The sequence below is a fragment of the Proteus appendicitidis genome (genome assembly GCF_030271835.1).
In the GTDB taxonomy this organism is placed as follows: Bacteria; Pseudomonadota; Gammaproteobacteria; order Enterobacterales; family Enterobacteriaceae; genus Proteus; species Proteus appendicitidis.
Map to the genome: position 1 here is coordinate 1090001 of NZ_CP127389.1, position 19665 is coordinate 1109665.

13 protein-coding genes and 2 rRNA genes (1 of these 15 running past the window's edge) are annotated in these 19665 nt (G+C 39.9%); 3 read left to right on the top strand and 12 right to left on the bottom strand.

Features of this window, described 5'->3' with window-relative positions; translation table 11 throughout:
• Nucleotides 1-2470: ribosomal RNA gene (locus tag QQS39_RS05015) — 23S ribosomal RNA — on the top strand (it extends 433 nt beyond the left edge of the window).
• A gap of 118 nt (nt 2471-2588) precedes the next feature.
• Nucleotides 2589-2704: ribosomal RNA gene (gene rrf / locus QQS39_RS05020) — 5S ribosomal RNA — on the top strand.
• An 89-nt stretch (nt 2705-2793) separates the two neighbouring features.
• Here the strand turns inward: rrf and QQS39_RS05025 are convergent.
• The 4 genes from QQS39_RS05025 to QQS39_RS05040 all read right to left on the bottom strand — a co-directional run bounded on the left by QQS39_RS05025 (nt 2794) and on the right by QQS39_RS05040 (nt 8206).
• The gene (locus QQS39_RS05025) at nt 2794-3141 is read right to left on the bottom strand and encodes a YfiM family lipoprotein (protein ID WP_285805497.1); all 348 of its coding nucleotides are present in this window, start codon (nt 3139-3141) and stop codon (nt 2794-2796) included.
• Between the two features lie 128 nt (nt 3142-3269).
• Nucleotides 3270-4628, bottom strand: a complete 1359-nt coding sequence (gene pssA / locus QQS39_RS05030; RefSeq protein WP_285805876.1) for a CDP-diacylglycerol--serine O-phosphatidyltransferase — start codon at nt 4626-4628, stop codon at nt 3270-3272.
• A 178-nt stretch (nt 4629-4806) separates the two neighbouring features.
• The gene (locus QQS39_RS05035; protein ID WP_285805498.1) at nt 4807-7476 is read right to left on the bottom strand and encodes a bifunctional acetate--CoA ligase family protein/GNAT family N-acetyltransferase; all 2670 of its coding nucleotides are present in this window, start codon (nt 7474-7476) and stop codon (nt 4807-4809) included.
• A 28-nt stretch (nt 7477-7504) separates the two neighbouring features.
• Nucleotides 7505-8206, bottom strand: a complete 702-nt coding sequence (locus QQS39_RS05040; protein ID WP_151434521.1) for a tRNA-uridine aminocarboxypropyltransferase — start codon at nt 8204-8206, stop codon at nt 7505-7507.
• A 231-nt stretch (nt 8207-8437) separates the two neighbouring features.
• Between QQS39_RS05040 and QQS39_RS05045 the strand changes: the two genes are divergently transcribed.
• A complete protein-coding gene (locus tag QQS39_RS05045) occupies nt 8438-9601 on the top strand; it encodes a tRNA/rRNA methyltransferase (RefSeq protein ID WP_285805499.1) in 1164 nt (387 codons plus the stop codon).
• 88 nt (nt 9602-9689) lie between these two features.
• Here QQS39_RS05045 and emrB read toward each other — a convergent pair whose 3' ends face one another.
• The 8 genes from emrB to QQS39_RS05085 form a co-directional block, all read right to left on the bottom strand.
• Nucleotides 9690-11207: a multidrug efflux MFS transporter permease subunit EmrB gene (gene emrB, locus QQS39_RS05050; protein WP_151434523.1), complete on the bottom strand. Its 1518-nt coding sequence runs from the start codon at nt 11205-11207 to the stop codon at nt 9690-9692.
• A gap of 15 nt (nt 11208-11222) precedes the next feature.
• Entirely contained in the window at nt 11223-12401 is a 1179-nt protein-coding gene (emrA, locus tag QQS39_RS05055; protein ID WP_151434524.1) for a multidrug efflux MFS transporter periplasmic adaptor subunit EmrA, read from the bottom strand.
• Nucleotides 12402-12589: 188 nt separating this feature from the next.
• Nucleotides 12590-13123 (bottom strand): transcriptional repressor MprA, encoded by a 534-nt coding sequence (gene mprA / locus QQS39_RS05060; RefSeq protein WP_151434525.1) that lies wholly within the window; start codon nt 13121-13123, stop codon nt 12590-12592.
• A 491-nt stretch (nt 13124-13614) separates the two neighbouring features.
• On the bottom strand, nt 13615-14823 hold the full coding sequence (locus QQS39_RS05065) for an MFS transporter (RefSeq protein WP_151436724.1): 1209 nt from the start codon (nt 14821-14823) through the stop codon (nt 13615-13617).
• A 173-nt stretch (nt 14824-14996) separates the two neighbouring features.
• On the bottom strand, nt 14997-15398 hold the full coding sequence (locus QQS39_RS05070) for a hypothetical protein (RefSeq protein WP_265576170.1): 402 nt from the start codon (nt 15396-15398) through the stop codon (nt 14997-14999).
• A gap of 10 nt (nt 15399-15408) precedes the next feature.
• Nucleotides 15409-16740, bottom strand: coding sequence for a phosphatase PAP2/dual specificity phosphatase family protein (locus QQS39_RS05075; RefSeq protein ID WP_285805500.1), 1332 nt, complete (start codon nt 16738-16740; stop codon nt 15409-15411).
• A 104-nt stretch (nt 16741-16844) separates the two neighbouring features.
• Complete coding sequence (locus QQS39_RS05080) at nt 16845-18614, bottom strand: bifunctional alpha/beta hydrolase/class I SAM-dependent methyltransferase (RefSeq protein WP_285805501.1); 1770 nt, start codon at nt 18612-18614, stop codon at nt 16845-16847.
• On the bottom strand, nt 18611-19246 hold the full coding sequence (locus QQS39_RS05085) for a CDP-alcohol phosphatidyltransferase family protein (protein WP_151434528.1): 636 nt from the start codon (nt 19244-19246) through the stop codon (nt 18611-18613). Before QQS39_RS05085 ends, QQS39_RS05080 begins: the two co-directional genes overlap by 4 nt.
• Nucleotides 19247-19665: the final 419 nt, after the last annotated feature.

Here is a 19665-nt window from a genome sequence, read left to right on the forward strand (position 1 = left end):
CCTGATTGACCGATAGTGAACCAGTACCGTGAGGGAAAGGCGAAAAGAACCCCGGCGAGGGGAGTGAAAAAGAACCTGAAACCGTGTACGTACAAGCAGTAGGAGCCTCTTCGTGAGGTGACTGCGTACCTTTTGTATAATGGGTCAGCGACTTATATTCTGTAGCAAGGTTAACCGTATAGGGGAGCCGTAGGGAAACCGAGTCTTAACTGGGCGAATGAGTTGCAGGGTATAGACCCGAAACCCGGTGATCTATCCATGGGCAGGTTGAAGGTTGGGTAACACTAACTGGAGGACCGAACCGACTAATGTTGAAAAATTAGCGGATGACTTGTGGATGGGGGTGAAAGGCCAATCAAACCGGGAGATAGCTGGTTCTCCCCGAAAGCTATTTAGGTAGCGCCTCGTGAATTCATCTTCGGGGGTAGAGCACTGTTTCGACTAGGGGGTCATCCCGACTTACCAACTCGATGCAAACTGCGAATACCGAAGAATGTTATCACGGGAGACACACGGCGGGTGCTAACGTCCGTCGTGAAGAGGGAAACAACCCAGACCGCCAGCTAAGGTCCCAAAGTCATGGTTAAGTGGGAAACGAAGTGGGAAGGCTCAGACAGCCAGGATGTTGGCTTAGAAGCAGCCATCATTTAAAGAAAGCGTAATAGCTCACTGGTCGAGTCGGCCCGCGCGGAAGATGTAACGGGGCTAAACCATGCACCGAAGCTGCGGCAGCGACACTATGTGTTGTTGGGTAGGGGAGCGTTCTGTAAGCCTGCGAAGGTGTACTGTGAGGTATGCTGGAGGTATCAGAAGTGCGAATGCTGACATAAGTAACGATAATGCGGGTGAAAAACCCGCACGCCGGAAGACCAAGGGTTCCTGTCCAACGTTAATCGGGGCAGGGTGAGTCGACCCCTAAGGCGAGGCTGAAAAGCGTAGTCGATGGGAAACGGGTTAATATTCCCGTACTGGTGGTAACTGCGATGGGGGAACGGAGAAGGCTAGGTTGTCCGGGCGACGGTCGTCCCGGTTCAAGCATGTAGGCAGAGTGATTAGGCAAATCCGGTCACTTAATGCTGAGGTGTGATGACGAGCCACTAAGGTGGTGAAGCAATTGATGCCCTGCTTCCAGGAAAAGCCTCTAAGCTTCAGGTTACCAACAATCGTACCCCAAACCGACACAGGTGGTCAGGTAGAGAATACTCAGGCGCTTGAGAGAACTCGGGTGAAGGAACTAGGCAAAATGGTGCCGTAACTTCGGGAGAAGGCACGCTGGCGGTAAGTGAAGTCCCTTGCGGACGGAGCCGAAGCCAGTCGAAGATACCAGCTGGCTGCAACTGTTTATTAAAAACACAGCACTGTGCAAACACGAAAGTGGACGTATACGGTGTGACGCCTGCCCGGTGCTGGAAGGTTAATTGATGGGGTTATCCTTAGGGAGAAGCTCTTGATCGAAGCCCCAGTAAACGGCGGCCGTAACTATAACGGTCCTAAGGTAGCGAAATTCCTTGTCGGGTAAGTTCCGACCTGCACGAATGGCGTAATGATGGCCAGGCTGTCTCCACCCGAGACTCAGTGAAATTGAACTCGCTGTGAAGATGCAGTGTACCCGCGGCAAGACGGAAAGACCCCGTGAACCTTTACTATAGCTTGACACTGAACATTGAGCCTTGATGTGTAGGATAGGTGGGAGACTATGAAGTGTGGACGCCAGTCTGCATGGAGTCAACCTTGAAATACCACCCTTTAACGTTTGATGTTCTAACCTAGGTCCATAATCTGGATCGGGGACCGTGTCTGGTGGGTAGTTTGACTGGGGCGGTCTCCTCCTAAAGAGTAACGGAGGAGCACGAAGGTTGGCTAAGCATGGTCGGACATCATGCGGTTAGTGCAAAGGCATAAGCCAGCTTGACTGTGAGAGTGACGGCTCGAGCAGGTACGAAAGTAGGTCTTAGTGATCCGGTGGTTCTGAATGGAAGGGCCATCGCTCAACGGATAAAAGGTACTCCGGGGATAACAGGCTGATACCGCCCAAGAGTTCATATCGACGGCGGTGTTTGGCACCTCGATGTCGGCTCATCACATCCTGGGGCTGAAGTAGGTCCCAAGGGTATGGCTGTTCGCCATTTAAAGTGGTACGCGAGCTGGGTTTAGAACGTCGTGAGACAGTTCGGTCCCTATCTGCCGTGGGCGTTGGAAGATTGAGAGGGGTTGCTCCTAGTACGAGAGGACCGGAGTGAACGCACCACTGGTGTTCGGGTTGTCATGCCAATGGCATTGCCCGGTAGCTAAGTGCGGAAGAGATAACCGCTGAAAGCATCTAAGCGGGAAACTTGCCTCGAGATGAGTCTTCCCTGTCACCTAGAGTGACCTAAAGGAACGTTTAAGACTAAGACGTTGATAGGCTGGGTGTGTAAGCGTAGCGATACGTTGAGCTAACCAGTACTAATGAACCGTGAGGCTTAACCTGACAACACCGAAGGTGTTTTGTCTGAGAGACAAACAGTAGATGAAGTAGGCTTGTTTAAGATTGAAATTGCTGGTTACTGAGGAAGAAATGACAGTAACGGGTAATAAAACCGAATTTGCTTGGCGGCCATAGCGCAGCGGACCCACCTGAATCCATGCCGAACTCAGAAGTGAAACGTTGTAGCGCCGATGGTAGTGTGGGGTCTCCCCATGTGAGAGTAGGGAACTGCCAGGCATTAAATAAGACAAGAAAGCCAACCCAATGGGTTGGCTTTTTTGCGTTTGGAGTTTTATGTTTCTATTTTATTTTTGAGGAATAAAACATTATTTTAATTGCTGATAAAGCAATGAACCCGCTGCCGCCCCTGCAACATCGTAAGCAAAATCATGCCAGCTCCAACCTGTTCCTTCGGGTCTACTATCGTAAAGCTCTTTTGCTGCACCTAAACTAATCGAAAATGATAGCCCAATTAACAAACCTTCTCTATGACCATAATTTTGATGATCTGCATAAGCGTTTGCCCCCGCAGATGCTGCCATAGAAAATAAAAAGTGTTGAGCTTTATCTTTGCCTTGCCAATTATCATTAGCAAAATGAAAAGATTGGCACCCTGTTAAAGCCATTATTGAGAATACAATAATTGGAAAGCCACCTATAAGCTTGAGTTTCATAAAAATAAAAGCCTTCTCACTGAAAGTTAATATTCTTAAATAAGATATATAGAGTATAGAAGAGGATTGTTGATACAAAAAAGCCTTACTGATATTAAGTAAGGCTTTAATACGGAAAGCGCTAGCGTTTAAAGTATACGACTAATTAATCTATCAACACGAATACGTCGTAATCGTTTGATCAATTTTTTCACTTTCAGAGGATAAAGCTTAATACTTTCTAGATCTTGGTAATGTTTTACGACAATAGTATGTTGGCGAATACACGCTAACTCACTGTGTCGTTGCTCATGTAATTCATGTTTAGGATCATGAATTAATATGGCATTTTCTAAATCTAATCCCCATGCACGTGGATTAAGATTATTACCAGTAATTAATTGCCAGCTATCATCAACCCAAATGCCTTTTAGGTGATAGGTATTATCACTGTCTTTCCAAAGTCTTATTGTTAATTGCTCATTATCAATAAAGCGTTGGAAACGTTGGGTAAATTTACGCAGATTTATTTCATAAAGATAAGGTAACGCACCAATTATTTTAAATGGCTCTTCCGGTGGAATATAAAAGTCATTTGCTGTTTTATCACCAATAATAATTTCGACTTGTTTGCCATTTCTTAATAAATGACTGATTTGACGAACAAGGATCGCTGGTAAATTAAAATAAGGTGTACAAATAACAAGCTTTTCTTCAGTAGAAGCCATAAGGTGAGAAATTGTCTTATTTAAAAGATTTTTCTTACCTAAACCCATTAAAGGTGTTACTGCCAGCTCGTTGTTAGAAGCATTGGCTTTAATATCATAGCCATCACGAGTGCGTAAATTGAAACGAAATTGACGAATACAGTTTTTAATTTCGGCACAACGAACTCTATCTTTGATATCCAATCGTTGAATTGCTTCTGATTGTAAAAGATCAGTCACAATAAATTGCTTCATTGTGGAGGCTAATTCGCTATTTTGGATAATGTGATATCTGTCATAACGATATTTATCCAGCTTGTGCAAGTAAACATTATTAATACTTGCGCCACTATAGATAACCGTATCATCAAAGATAAAGCCTTTAAGGTGTAATACACCTAATGCTTCACGAGTGTTTACGGGAATGCCGTAAATAGGGATCTCGATATCAGGGTGTTGTTGTGCAACATGGTAGTACCAATCTGCATTCGTTGCATCAGTAGAGACACCAATACGCCCACGTTGAGCACGGTGCCAGTCAACAATAACGGTAATGGATAATTCAGGACGTTGTTGTTTTGCGCTGTAAAGCGCATCAAGGATCTCTTCACCAGCCTCATCGTGCTCTAGGTAAAGAGCTGTAATAAAGATCTCTTTTTTGGCTTGAGCAATGTATTTCAATAAGGTGCTGCGAAACGCGGACGTCTGATAAAGCGTTTCAACATCAGCAACTGACTGAGCTAATTTAGGCAGTTGTGCAAGGTGTTGTTGATGCTTAGCAAGTTTTAGTTTAGACAACATCACAGTGCTTAATTCTCTTGTTTATGATGGCAGATGGAGCCATCGTCCATGTAGATTTTCTTTAACCGATCTTCTGATCATAACATTAGTTATATGGGATGTACGCATAAAATCATCATATATAGCTAATTTATCAAAGGATGCGTGAACAATCACATAAAGAAACTTTCTCTTATGATTATAGCATTGGGCTATCTTTTGATGATCCAAGCTGTAAATCAAGATTGACTATTCCTTCATCAAATTGCACTTCAACAGAAAATCCCAGTTTTTTCGCTAAACTTATCATGTTGCGATTTTCAGGCATTGTTATCGCGGTTAAACGTTTGATGCCATGTTCTCTAGTATAGTTGATAAGTTTAGTCATAAGTTGATGACCTAAAGTATTTCCTTTTAAATCAGAACGCACAAGAATAGCAAATTCTGCATGCTGATTATCAGGATCTGCCATTGCACGGGCAACACCAATGATTTCAGGTCGTTCTTCGGGATCACGGATGGCAACAAAAGCCATTTCTCGATCGTAGTCAATCTGTGTCATATTAGCGAGATCGTCATGCGTAAACTCACTGATCTCACTAAAATAGCGATAATAAAGATCTTCTTTTGTGACTTGGTTTATAAACGTTTTCAGTAATGGCTCATCTTCCGGCAATATCGGCCGGATAAAGCAAGGATTGTTATCTCTTAGAAAGAAGGTTTCTTCTAGCTCATTGGGATAAGGACGAATAGAGAGTCTCTGATGAGGATCACCTTGTAGTGGTGCTAACTCCATCGCGACATCAAGTAATGTAAAATCGTTACCAGAAACTAATAGAGGGTGAATATCTAATCTGACGATTTGTGGGCAATCTAAAAGTAAGTGAGAAACCTGCACCAAAAAATGGCTTAGACTTAATATATTTAGAGGCTGTAAAGCACTTCTAGGCTGTATCTTCCCGCTTTTTATTGCATTAATAACTAGATAACGGGCAAGCGCCATATTAAGAGGTGGTAAAGCAACTGCCGCTTTAGTTTCTATTTGCCACTCAACTCCCCCTTCACCTAATACAATTAATGGGCCAAAAATAGGATCTTGCTCTATTGCAACGCGTAGCTCTTGAGAGCCAGCTCTATTTGCCATACTTTGCACTAATAAACCCTGAATTTGTGCTTGAGGGTAGAGTTCTGTAACGCGCTCTATAATCGCATGAGCCGCTGATGATACTTCTGTGCTGTCTCGAAGATAAAGCATAACGCCTTGTACTTCGGACTTATGAGGAATATCAGGAGAACGCAATTTTAGCGCAACAGGATAACCAATCTTTTCAGCAATATTGACAGCTTCTTGAGCATTATGGGCAATCCAAGTAGGAAGAGTATTAAAGCCATATGCTTCCATAATTGGTTGAACTTGGTGTGTGTCTAATCGATATTGCTTATTTTTTAATGCCTCTTCAATACAATGATGTGCTTGTTGCGTATTCATTTTGATATCTAAAGGCAATGCTGGCGTTTCTTTTAATTGTTTCTGATTTCGACGATATTCCACCATATGCATAAATGCGGTAACAGCACCTTCAGGTGTTCGATAGGTTGGAATTCCGGCTTCGCTAAATAATTTGCGTGATTGCTGAGAAGAATACTCTCCGCCCCAGTTAGTAAATACGGTAAGCCATTTACGTCGAGGGTGTTTATTGATGGCTTCTATGACTCGTTGTGCAGTTTCAATGCTAGGTGCAATAGCACTCGGTGTGTGAATAAGGAGTAAAGCATCGTGATCATGGCTATCTAACAAACAATTTAATGCCAAAATATAACGATCAACCGTTGTATCATCACCTAAATTTAGCGGATTACGAATGGCATTTTCTTCTTGAATAACACTTTGTAGCTTTTGTTTTGTTTCATCTGTAAGTTGTGCGAGCTTGCCTGAATGCAAAAATAGCTCATCAACTGCCATCGCAGCAGGTGCAGAGCCATTGCTCATAATCATTAATCTTTCACCTTTTAAAGGCGTCATATAGCTAAGTGTTTCAACCGCAGAAAACATTTCATGAGTATCTTGTACTCGCAATAAACCCGCACGTTGAAAAGCGGCATCATAAGCCACGTCATAACTCGGTGTATCGCCCAATAACAGTTGAGCTTTTTGAGTACGACCACTTTTTATCACCAGAATCGGTTTGTTGCGCGAAGCACTACGAGATGCTGACATAAAACGTCGTGCGTCTTTTATATGTTCAAGATGCAATAAAATAGCACTAGTTTTGCTGTCTCTTGCTAAAAAATCCAATAAATCATCGACTTGGATATCTTGATTATCACCTAACGCAATAAAGTAGGAAAAACCGATATTACGATAATAAGCCCAATCTAAAATTGTGTTGGCGACAGCTGCTGATTGCGAAATAAAAGCTAATTTTCCTTTTTTAACTGGAAGAGGGGAAAAGCTAGCATTTAATCCTTGCCACGGTGCTAAAAGCCCTAAACTATTGGGGCCAAGTAAACGGATATGATATTGCTGACAAAGTAATTTTATTGGCTGGAATTGTTCCGGTTGTGCAGAAAGTACAATCACGGCTTTGCAACCTGATCCACCTAATTGTTTTAGTAGCTCAAGGTTGCGGCGATGATGTGTACAAATAATTGCGAGATCAGGAACTTGAGGTAATTTATCAATAGAAGGATAAGTGAAAACACCAGAGACAGAGCCACGAGAGGGATTAATCGGAAACACTGGGCCATTAAATCCACCACTGAGCAAATTTTTCATCATGGTGGTTCCTGCTCGACCTAATTTTTCAGAGGCACCGATCACAGCAATCGATTTAGGGCGTAATAGTGCTTCAAGACCTCGTTGGCTCATATCCACTCCAGAGTTTCATTATCAACTGCTATTCAATGTAGCTGATTTGCTCTTCTTTTGCCTGACTCCGGTCTGGTTTTCCAAGTAAATATTGTTGACGAAAGTAACTAAAATGAGAAAAAAGTTGTTGTGAGGCTTGAATATCACCAACATTCTCTAAAATAGAAGCCGCAACTTCTGCTGTACAATGTTGGTCTTCTCTTGCTGCTTGGCGAAGTATGTACTCACATTTACTTGCCTCATTTAAAGAAAATAGGGGCAATGCATTGAGATAAGGGCTTTTGCGAAACATTTTGCGTGCTTCGCTCCAAGTGCCATCAAGGAGGATAAACAAAGGTGGTTTGCTATTTACAGGGAGTTGGTTGTATACAACACGCTCACTTGATGCATAGCTTTCAGGGAATACAACATAAGCTTGTCTATCTGGTGTATTGATTAAATCAAGTAAAGCCTGTTCTGGAGTGGTTCGAGACCATAAAAAGGCCTGCGTGTCTGGTAATACATCGGCAATTAATTTCCCCGTATTACTTGGTTTCATCACTTCAGTATCATACATCAATAAACAAAATTGGCTTTTGGCTGGTTGATTGACAATCGTGTCACAAAGACATTGTTTTTCAGGTAATAAGCAAAAAGTGCAACGTTTTGTACGAAAACCTCGCGCTTTAAACGGGCGAGTTGAAATCGAAAGTCGATATTGACGAAGTCGAGAGACTGCATTGTCATGCATAACAGATTGACCAATACTTATAAAAAAGAATCGAATATTATCATGTTCAAAACAAACAAACTATTCTGTGTGTTTTTATCATAAAAATCATACTGATATATTGATTACGTATGAGATGAAGTTAATTATCAATTGATCCTGATTAGTTTATCGATTCCTGTGCGTGATTCTCTCGGTGACAGTTGCTAAACTATCATGTAATCTGCGCCCCTATTGCAGTTGGAGAGACAAATGAACGATTCTTATGAAGGTAAAAACGGCAAAGTAAAAGTGATGTATGTCCGTAGTGAGGACAATGCCGATAATAAACCTAAAAAACCATCCCGCCGTCCTGAAAATGGTCGTGGTGATAACCGTGATAACAAACGCGGTGATAACCGTGACGACAAAAATCGTGATAATAGACGTGGTGATAACCGCGACGATAAAAATCGCGATAACAGACGTGGTGATAACAAATTTTCTCGTCGTGATGACCGCGGTGCAGGTAAGCCTTCAGGGCGTGGCGCATCACGTAATGAATCAAAACCTTCTCGCGATAGCGAAGGCGGAAGTTTTTCTCCATGGAAAACAGTTTCTCGCCCTGCTGGCGAAGAGGCAATTAAAGAGCACGATGGCATTACTGGTAAGAGCCAAATCGATCCTGAACAGTTGCGTCGTCAACGTTTAGAAGAAACGCGCATTTATGGTGAAAATGCATGTCAGGCTATGTTTAAAAACCGTCCTGATGCCATTGTTCGCGCTTGGTTTTTACAAGATGTGACACCACGTTTTCGTGATGCACTAAAATGGATGGCTGCAAATCGTAAAGCCTATCACGTTGTTGAAGAAGAAGAGATGGTTAAAGCCGCTCGTACCGATCACCATGGTGGCGTATGCTTCTTAATTAAAAAACGTGTTGGTCATGATGCAGAAACCTATTTAAAAAATGCGCCTGAACATGATTGCGTTTTAGCACTTGAAGATGTGGGAAATCCACATAACGTCGGTGCAATTATGCGTAGCTGTGCGCACTTTGGTGTTAAAGGGGTTATCTCTCCTGATTCTGCTGTATTAGAATCTGGTGCTGCTGTTCGTACCGCAGAAGGTGGTGCTGAATATATCCAAGGTATTGATGCTGATAACTTTGCTCAAACTTTAGATAAATTTAAAAAAGCGGGTTATACGCTGGTGGCAACATCAAGCCATAAAGGCAGTGTGCCTTTATCAAAAGCACAATTACCAGCGAAAATGGTACTTATCTTAGGTCAAGAGAAAGATGGCTTAAGTGAAAGCACATTAAATCAAGGTGATATGAGCATTTACATCGGCGGTACTGGACACGTTGAAAGCTTAAACGTCTCAGTGGCTTCTGGTGTGTTATTAGCAGAATGGTGGCGTCAGCATCAAGGCTAATTGCTTTAAAGAATAGTATAAAAAACCCCGCTTAAATCATTATCATTTTTAAGCGGGGTTTTTATTTATAAGATCTATACTAATAGCATTATTTTCCTGGTGAGAATGGCGGTTTAGCAAACCAAACCACGATCATCATGATAAGGAAAATACCTGCCGCTAACCAAAAAATCTCATTGGCTGAAATAATTAATCCCTGTTCTGTAATAGTCTTAGCTAAATACGCTGACGCTTGTTCATTTGAAAGACCGAGATCATTCATTTGTTGGTACGCCATTTGCGAATCAGGATCAAGTGGATTAATTTTTTCTACAAAGGTTTCATGGTGAAGTGATTCTCTTTGTGTCCAAATTGTTGTGGTTAACGATGCGCCAATTGCCCCTGCCAATGTTCTTAGGAAGTTCGAAAGACTTGACGCCGATGCCATTTTTTCTGGTGGTAACCCAGATAATGTCATTGTCGTTAATGGCATAAAGAAACATGCAACGGCTAAACCTTGCCAAAATTGAGGCCATGCCACAGTGGCAAAGTCCATTCCCGGTTCAAAGGTATAAGCTCGCCAATAAAAACACACAGAAAACATAATAAAGCTAAAGCTAATGATATAGCGTAAATCCACTTTACCACCAAACTTACCTATAATCGGTGTGATAATTAACGGCAATAAACCGACTGATGCTGATGCTAATCCAGCCCATGTTGCTGTATAGCCAAAGACTTCTTGTAAAAGCAGTGGCAGTAAAACAATAGTACCAAAATAGATCATATAGGCGAGGCTGAGCGTGACGCAACCAATGGTAAAGTTTCGACTCTTAAAGAGTGAAAGGTCTATCACTGGATGATCGTCTGTTAACTCCCAAACAATTAAGAAGCTCAGTGCAACCACTGCCACAATGGTGAGGACTATGATTTCTGTCGAATTAAACCAATCTAGCTCTTTACCCTGATCGAGCATGATTTGCAAAGCACCTATACCCACGACGAGTAAAACAAGACCAATGGTATCTATTGGCTTAATTTCAGTTTTTGTTTCACGTCCAGCTAAGGTGTTTGATATACACATAATAATCAATACACCAAATGGAACGTTGATAAAGAATATCCATCCCCAATGGTAGTTATCGCTGATGTAGCCACCTAAGATAGGCCCTAAAATCGGAGCAACAACAATAGTCACTGACCATAGTGCAAGTGCCATGTTTCGTTTTGCTGGTGGATAGTTATTCAATAACAAACTTTGTGATAAAGGAATAAGCGGCCCTGCGACTAAACCTTGAAGCACACGAAAAAAAATAAGCATTTCAAGACTTTGCGAAATACCACAAAGCCAAGAAGTTAACGCAAAAAGTGCTGTTGACCACATAAAGAGTCGAACTTCACCAATACGTTTTGCTAACCAACCTGTAATTGGGATAGAAATAGCATTCGCCACACCAAAAGAGGTAATAACCCAGGTCCCCTGTGAGTTAGAGGCACCTAAGTTTCCTGCAATAGTTGGAATGGCTACGTTAGCGATTGTAGAATCGAGAACTTGCATAAAGGTTGCCAACGCAAGGGCGATGGTCATTAAGGCAAGTCTTCCTCCTTGTAATGGCTCTTTTATCACCTTTACACCTCGCCTTTATTGTCCTGCATTTTGTTCAATGATTTCATTGATCAGTTTATTAATCTCTGACATATCAATTGTTAAAGCATCAGTATGGTAAGCAGGTGCTTGGCGTTCGCTGTGTGATAATACTTTTCCATCAAGATTAATCGTATCGACAGTCACTTCAGAAGAAAGACCAATACGCAGTGGTTTTTCCGCTAATTCCTTTTCATCTAATGAAATACGAACCGGTAAGCGTTGAACAACTTTTATCCAGTTACCACTGGCATTTTGCGCAGGTAATAATGAGAAAGCACTGCCTGTTCCCATATCTAAACCTAATACAGTGCCGTGATAAATGACTTTTTTGCCGTAAAAGTCAGTTGTGATCTTTGCCGGTTGGCCAATACGCATATTGGCGAGCTGGGTTTCTTTAAAATTGGCATCAATCCACATACCCGTTACAGGAACAACGGCCATTAACGGTTTACCCGGCGAGACTTGTGCGCCAACTTGAACGCTACGACGCGAAACATAGCCATCTGTAGGGCTTAGAATTTTAGTCCGTTCTAAGGCAAGCCATGCATTACGAACATCAGTTGATGCTTGTAAAACAGAGGGTTGTTTTGCAATTGGTGTATTTAAGATAATTGCCTGATTAGCATTATATTGCTCTCTTGCAACTTCTAAAGCTGCTCTTGCAGTAGAAACTGCTTCTCTGGCGTGTTGAAGTTCTTCTTTACCAATAACATTGCGCTCGCCTAAAACTTCACGGCGACGAAGGTCATTTTGTAATTTAGTCAGCTCTGTTTCGCGTAAAACGATGTTTGCTTTTAATTGGCGGCCATTGATGATTTGCTGATGCATTTGGCGAACACTATTAGCTAATGCTGTTTTTGCTTTTTCTAATGCCAGTTTTTCATCACTTGAATCTAATAAAACTAAGGGTTCACCCGCTTTTACAAAATCGGTGTTATCCACATAAACGGTGGTAACAGAACCAGAAATCTGTGGCATCACCATGATTTGATTGCCAGTGACATAAGCATTATCCGTGGTTTCATGATGTCTTAACACCATAAACCAATAAGCTGTATAAGCTACGCCAGCAACAATAAATAGAGTAGTTAGCAACAGTAGAACATTTCGGCGAGTTCGTTTTTTATTGCGAATGGGGGCCTGAGGGGGGGTATTTTCCTCATTAACACTCATTTAGAAGATCTCCATAAAACCAGAAAAACATCATTAGCTATGTTTCCAGTATTAAAACTGGAAACATAATTATAAAGTCAATCTTAGAATAATTATTAGTGTGAAGGTAAATTATAAATGCTAATGGACAAGTATGTTTGCCGATTTATGGCGTAAATAGGATTAGATCAATAAAACTATTTATTATGTTACTTCTTCTCACAACCGTTTTCAGCCAAAGTATCTAATTGTAATAATAACTTACGCATTAGTGTTTCAAGCTGTCTTTGTTCAGATTGATCTAATACAGACCAGATTTGTTTTAAACACTGATGTTGCGGTGGTAATAAGCTATTTAAAAACTCTTCACCGGCATCAGTTAAATGGAGATGTAAACAACGGCGGTCATTATGACTTTCACGACGTTCAATCCAACCTTGCTTTTCAAGTTCATCAGCAATACGTGTTGCATTGGTTCTTGAAGAGCCTAAAGCTGCACTTAATTCTGATGGTTGAATACTACGATTTTCTGTCGTATCTAAAATCATTAGTGCCATAAATAATGTCTCGTTAATACCCTGAGACTTCAACATATTATTACGACTTTCAAGAAGTTTGCTTTGAACATGCATAGAAAGGCGGGTTAACAATATTTCTTGATAAGGAATATCTTTGTTAAGCGATTTCTGTTGTGTAGCGCGAGTGTTTAGTAATTCTTCTGTTGGCGTAAATGAGCTTTCCATTTTTAGACACCTTGTTAGTTTCGAAAATTAGGATAATTCTGTTATCAACATGTTAAATGGTATATTAAACACACAATTTAGCAATTTTTATTATTTATAGTCACTATGTTTTTTTGATTATGTTACCTGATTCATAAATTTTCTGAATGATAACACAAAAAAAAGATAGGTACTTATCTCTTTGCAATAAGTTAATAAAATCAATTTATCACTTATCTGACAATGAATAGTAGTCTATTTGCGAAAAAAGGGATCATTTTTTACGATAAAACACGTAATAAATTTATTATCACTACCAATAGTTGTTATGTAGATAGTATCGAAATGAAACTATTCATGCGGTGCTTTATTGGGGAGATTGATATAATTTTCTTAATAAAGAATGGGATGATGATATACATTAATAGTAATCACGCTGTTAAAACATTCACATTTTATTCTGATTAGCGTGGAGTGGAAGAAATAATATAACCCATCCTTGGGTCTAAAAATTACTCGGCATGAATTATTGGATCATTTTTATAACCTAAAAACCAAACAATAAGACCGATAACACCAATGACTAATCCTGCGATAGAAACACCGGTCCATCCATATTGATGATAAGCATAGCCTGATAGTAAAGATCCTAATGCACCACCAATAAAATAGCTTGTCATATAGGCGGCAGTCAGGCGGTTTCTAGCATCAGGTAAAATGCGGTATATGGTGCTCTGATTGGTGACATGAACCCCTTGAACAGCTAAGTCTAGTAGGACAACGCCAATGATAAAGCTGATTAGCCCAACCCAGTGATAATAAGGTGCAATAATGATAAAGCCCCAAGAAAGAAAGAGAAGAATTAATCCCACCGTGGTGGTTTTCTTGCCTTTTCCTTTATCAACTAATACACCCGCTTTACCCGCCATTAATGCACCAGCAGCACCTACAAGTCCAAATAAACCAATCACAGCATCCGAGTAATTAAAAGGATCAGAAGCCAATAAAAATGCCATTGAGGTCCACAATAAACCAAAGTGAGCAAAAATAAGCGCACCAACTAATGAACGAGTTCTTAATACGGGTGTTGTTGCAAATAATTTGAAAATAGAACCGAGTAATTGGAAATAATTTAAGTCGGTTTTACTTTTATAAGTGGGCAAACAGCGCCATAAAGTGATAGCCAAAATCGCCAGAAAAATACTCGCTACCCAGAAAATACCCTGCCAATTGGTAAATGACGCCATTAATCCAGATGCGGTTCTCGCCAGTAAGATCCCGAGTAACAGACCACTCATAATAGTTCCGACGGCCTTTCCTCTTTGGTGTGGTGCGGCAAGTGTTGCAGCAAAAGGAATAAGGATTTGAGCCACAACGGCGAACATACCTGAGAGCGCAGTTCCGATTAACATCACCCAAATATTAGGCGCCATAGCGGTAATTAATAGACCACTCGCTGAAATTAATGTCATGGTAATAATGAGCGAGCGACGTTCAAAAATATCGCCAAGAGGCACTAACAACATTAGCCCTACGGCATAACTTAATTGCGCGGTGGTGACAATAAATCCTGCCAAAGTAGCCGATATGTGGAAATAGTTTGCGATTGAATCAAGTAGAGGTTGTGCGTAGTAGTTACTGGCAACAACCATACCTGTGGCAACCGCCATAAGTAAAATAAGACCTTTGCTTAGCGATGTTTGTGGTGCGGTGTGTTCCATAATACTCATAACAAATCATTTGTAAGGTAAATGATAGTAACATGAGTCATTTTTTTAAGGAAAGCATTACGGTGATAGAGATGTTCAATTAATTTGATATAAACCCTTAGATTTTATTCTTATAACATATTGTTTTATATGATTAATAAACAGCAGCTTTTGCTAGTTAATAACTAAAAAGCGTAAAAAAAAAGCATAGCCAAACACCATATCCATTGAATTGAAACGCCAATCACGGCAAAAGAAAATAGACGTTTAGTCCCTAACCAGCGGGCTTCCATAGTCTGTTTTTGGGGACGTTTAGGAAATAATGTAGAGAGACTTTTATCAAAGCTTACATCGTCTTGATAACGATAAAGAGCTTGAAAAAAATGGCTATCAAGCCATAAACGAAAAAGGTGATATTGCGTAAATAAAAATAAAACAGAAGCAACAAAGAAAGCCAATTTATTGTGAAAATGAAGGCTAAACACAGGCCATGTGCTTATATAAGGTAACAGTGATAATAGCAGCAAATAGCGCCAACTTTGAGTTAAAGACACAATGACTTTACCGCTCGTTTTTGTTGTCAGCATAGTTACCTCGTTATCTATTTTGTTGGAAACGTGAATACCAAGTTTGTAGTGCCTCTTGTGTTTCTGAATTTAAAATGACTTGAGGGCGTGTTTGATACACTTGTTTTATTGCATCTTCCAAAGTATCTACTGTGCCATTGTAAACTAGCCATGCAACCGCAATGGTTGCACTGCGTGAATAGCCTAATTTGCAATGAATATAAACAGTACCAACTTGGCTAAGTCGTTCCATAGACAACATGGCTTTGCTGATATCATCAGGAGATAATGGTAGTAAATCGATTTGAGGTTGGGCTAAATAAAGCTGATTTTGGCTAAATTTATTTCTTGGCCATTCACAGGTTAAATCAAAAACGGCATTTGCTTTTAATTTATAAAGTGGGCGTCCACCTAATAAAATACCTTCAGCAATTAAACTGGGTGTTTGGCAACGAGTTAAATAATAGCGATAAGTACACCAAGCAAAAAAGCGATAAGGTAATAGGATTATCTGTGCAGAAAGGGGGATTTCACCCTGAGCATTTTTTTGAAAAATAGAAGCGCCAGCGCCTAAATAACCTAAAGTCACAAAAGTTAATGTGATTGCAGGCCAGAGAAAAATCCAAAAGAAACCTTGTAAACCAAAAGATAACAGGTAGAACACCATTGCTGATAATGCATAGTTTTTACCAATACGTAAACTGCGTTTGCTGCCAGTAAAATGCCATTTCCAACGAGAGTTTATTGGTAATAAATAACAAATAAATACGCCAACACCAAAGCCCGTAATAATATCAATAAAGTGGTGTTGCCACGTTGTCAGTACAGAAACAGCAATAAGCAATGACCATAAATTTAAAAACCATTGCCATGATTTAGGCGTATGTGCGCGAAAACGTAACCAAAGTATCCACAATAAGATAATGTGCAAAGAAGGCGCTTGGTTATAAGGTAAATCGAAACCTTCTAATTGGGTAAATAACCAACCAGAAAATCCTTCTGTTGTTGGGCGAATAAAACTAAATTTTAAAGGAAATAATAAAAAACCAGCGCAAGCAATAAGAGAGGCGACAATTAAACGTAGTCCATGTACAAATTGCTCTCTCAATGTTGTACAAATAATCAGTGAAATACCATAGGCAATATTCACACTCCAATAAGGAATGATTGTCCAAGGTAAAAAGGGGATCGCTTTTTCCCAAGAATAAACAAAAGAAGGAACATCAGATAAAGTGGCAGTGTAAGCGTTAACTTGCATATAAGTTAAATAGAAAAATGGGGCAAGAAATAACAGCCATACAATTCCAGCAAGCCAGATACTTTTTCTCGATGATGTTATTTGAGTGTGTTGATCGCCACCCATACTAAAATTCCTTTCTTTGGTTATGTTTCTATTTTTACAACCACTTAAAACTATCGCTATATGTTGCCATATAGCGATAGCTCAGTTATTGAGGGTGCATTCCGTTAGCGACGTTTTGCTATTGATACACTGAAAATACCCCAATGATCAATTTGTTGATCTAACTTCTCAAAACCAGCTTCATTAACTAAAGCATCCATTTCACCTTGACTACGGCAACGCATGATCCAAGGTTGTCCATTTTGGTGACTTGGTAATACACGCGCAATCATTTCAAGTTGAGGGTGCCAAGGTTGGCAGGTATAAATTAATAAACCGCCACTTGGTATGGCTTGCGATAGCCCTTTTAAAGACTCTTTTAGTAGATGGTTTTCAGGGAATAATTCATATAGCCCACTGACAATACCTAACGTGGGAGAAGGCGAAACAGCACTCAAGCTTTCTGCATCAAAAGCGTTACCTTCTTCAAAACGCACTTTGTCTTCTAAGTGACGTTCTTTAATCGCCATTCTGCCTTGTTCAACGTTAATGGCGCTATAATCGCGCATTAAAATAGAATCGACCTTACCATAATCATTAACAGCATCAAAAAGATAGCGTCCTTGTCCCGCTGCGATATCCATAATATGCACCGGCATATTATTTTGTATTAATTGGCGAATTGCGTAGCGGATCGTATTTTCAATATTGATTTTACGTTGGCGAATACCTTGCCAGCCAATGCTATTTAAATACTGCCTATCAACAACACGACCAAATAATCCTTTGCCTTGGGGTTGATTGCGGTAGACATAATCTAGCGTTGATCCAGAATCAAAACCTTTATCGTAACCTAGAGCAACACCTTCAGACGCTTTACCTAAAGTGCTCATCGAACGGCTAAGTAATTTATAATAAAGTCTTTTGGGACAATATTTAGGAAGAGGGGTCTGTAATGCGCGATAAACATCTGCACTATGGCTCCAAGTATCTTCATGTTGGTAATCATGTTGATAAAGTGGTTGTGCAAATAATTTTTCAATAAAACTGCGCATTTTATTGATAGGGATAATTCTCTCTTTCTCACCTAAGGTATCGTGGTAAAAGCCCGGTAAGACATGCTTTTCTTTGATAGAGGTATTTAAACGTTCATAGAAAAGATGTTGAGGCTTGGCGTGAACCACATGATCATTACCTGAAATAAATAACTGTGTTGGTAAAGTTATCGCACTCGCATCTTCAACAACACGATCTGCCGTTTTATAAAGCTCTAATAAAATATTGACAGCAATAGGGCGAGTGATCAGTGGGTCTTGATTAAAAGAGTCGATACGGCTTTGATCATGGGTTAGATATTTCGCTTTCACATACGAATTAACATAAAAAAGCCCACGAATTTTTTGCATTAAGGCAAGACCTGTACGTGCAAAAGGAACATATAATTTCACTTTAAATGCAGGAGAAGCTAGCACCATACCGCGAATTTTTGGCGCGTAATCGTGTACCCAACCAGTAACTAAAACGGCACCTACACTTTGGCCAACAACCAGAATATTCTCCATTGGAATATTATAGTTAGAAGAAACGTAATGAACGAATTCGTCTATATCTTTTATTGATGTTCCCATTGATGGGCTATAACCGCGAGCGCCTTCATTTTTACCATGTCCACGAGCATCCCAAGCAAACATGGAGAAATCAGGAAGATCTAACTCATCAACTAGATGAGCAACACGACCTGAGTGTTCATGTCCTCGGTGAAATAAAATAACTGCTTTTGGCTCCGTGGTAATTTGAGCAGGCCAATGGCGATAATACAGCTGTGTCTTATCGCTGGTGGTAAATTCAGACTCAATCATATTCCTTTGAGTTTGATATTGCGGCTGTTGATTCATAACGATGTATCCTTATCTTTATCTGTCATCGTTGCTTCTTTTAGTGCGCGATGAATTCGGTGATAACAAGTCAACAAAAGTAATAAATTAATAATAATAAAAAGATAATGCGTGTTTTCTGATAATGTCAGTGAGGGGAATAATCCGATAAAAAACGCAATAGCACCGAAAATAAAGGCTCTATCACTTTTTCCCATCGGACCATCATAACGACGAGATGCATGAATAGTTTGGGCAAGAATGCCTAAGAACTCAGTCATTATCATTAAAAAAAGTGCCAGCATGATCCACCAATAGGACTGTGGAAAAATAAAAGCAAAAGGTAGATAGAGTGCAATATCTGAAATAACATCGCTGGCTTCGTTTAATATCGCCCCAAATGCACTCTTTTGATTATGTTCTCGTGCAAGCATGCCATCTATGGCATTAAGCGCCATACGGAAAAAGAGAACAAAAGGGAGTAATAAAAATAAGCGAGGGGAAGGATAAAGTAAAAGCAACCCACCAATGACAATGGATAACAGTAAGGCAGAAAGCGTGACTTGATTTGCGGTGATCCCTTTTGTGAATAACTGTTCTACATAAGGGCGCAATAGCGATTGAAATTTGGGCTTTAGGTCATAAATTGTCATGACGCATCCTTGTGTTCAAAAGTGCGTATATTACTTCAAAATTATTATTTTATTATTAGCTGATTTTTATCCTATTGAATATCTTTATTTTAATGGTTTAATTTATTTATGATTTAAACATAAAACGTATATCTGAAATTTACTTGAGTTAATAATTATTTAGCGCTTAAAAAAAGGGAGAATAAGATACACATAATTGTAATTATCAGACTGTTCCGTGTTTGTTTTATTCTTTTTATTTTAAGAATGATTAAATTTTCTTTAGTAATATGTACGTAATTATAATTAGAAAATTAAATAAGAGGAATGAAATAAGAAATACCTTATAGTAACTAATGGAATTAGTTTAATTTATTAAAAATATCATTTTATGTAAAATTTAAATCTAACAAGAGTGTATCAATAGAGTAGTTATCTGT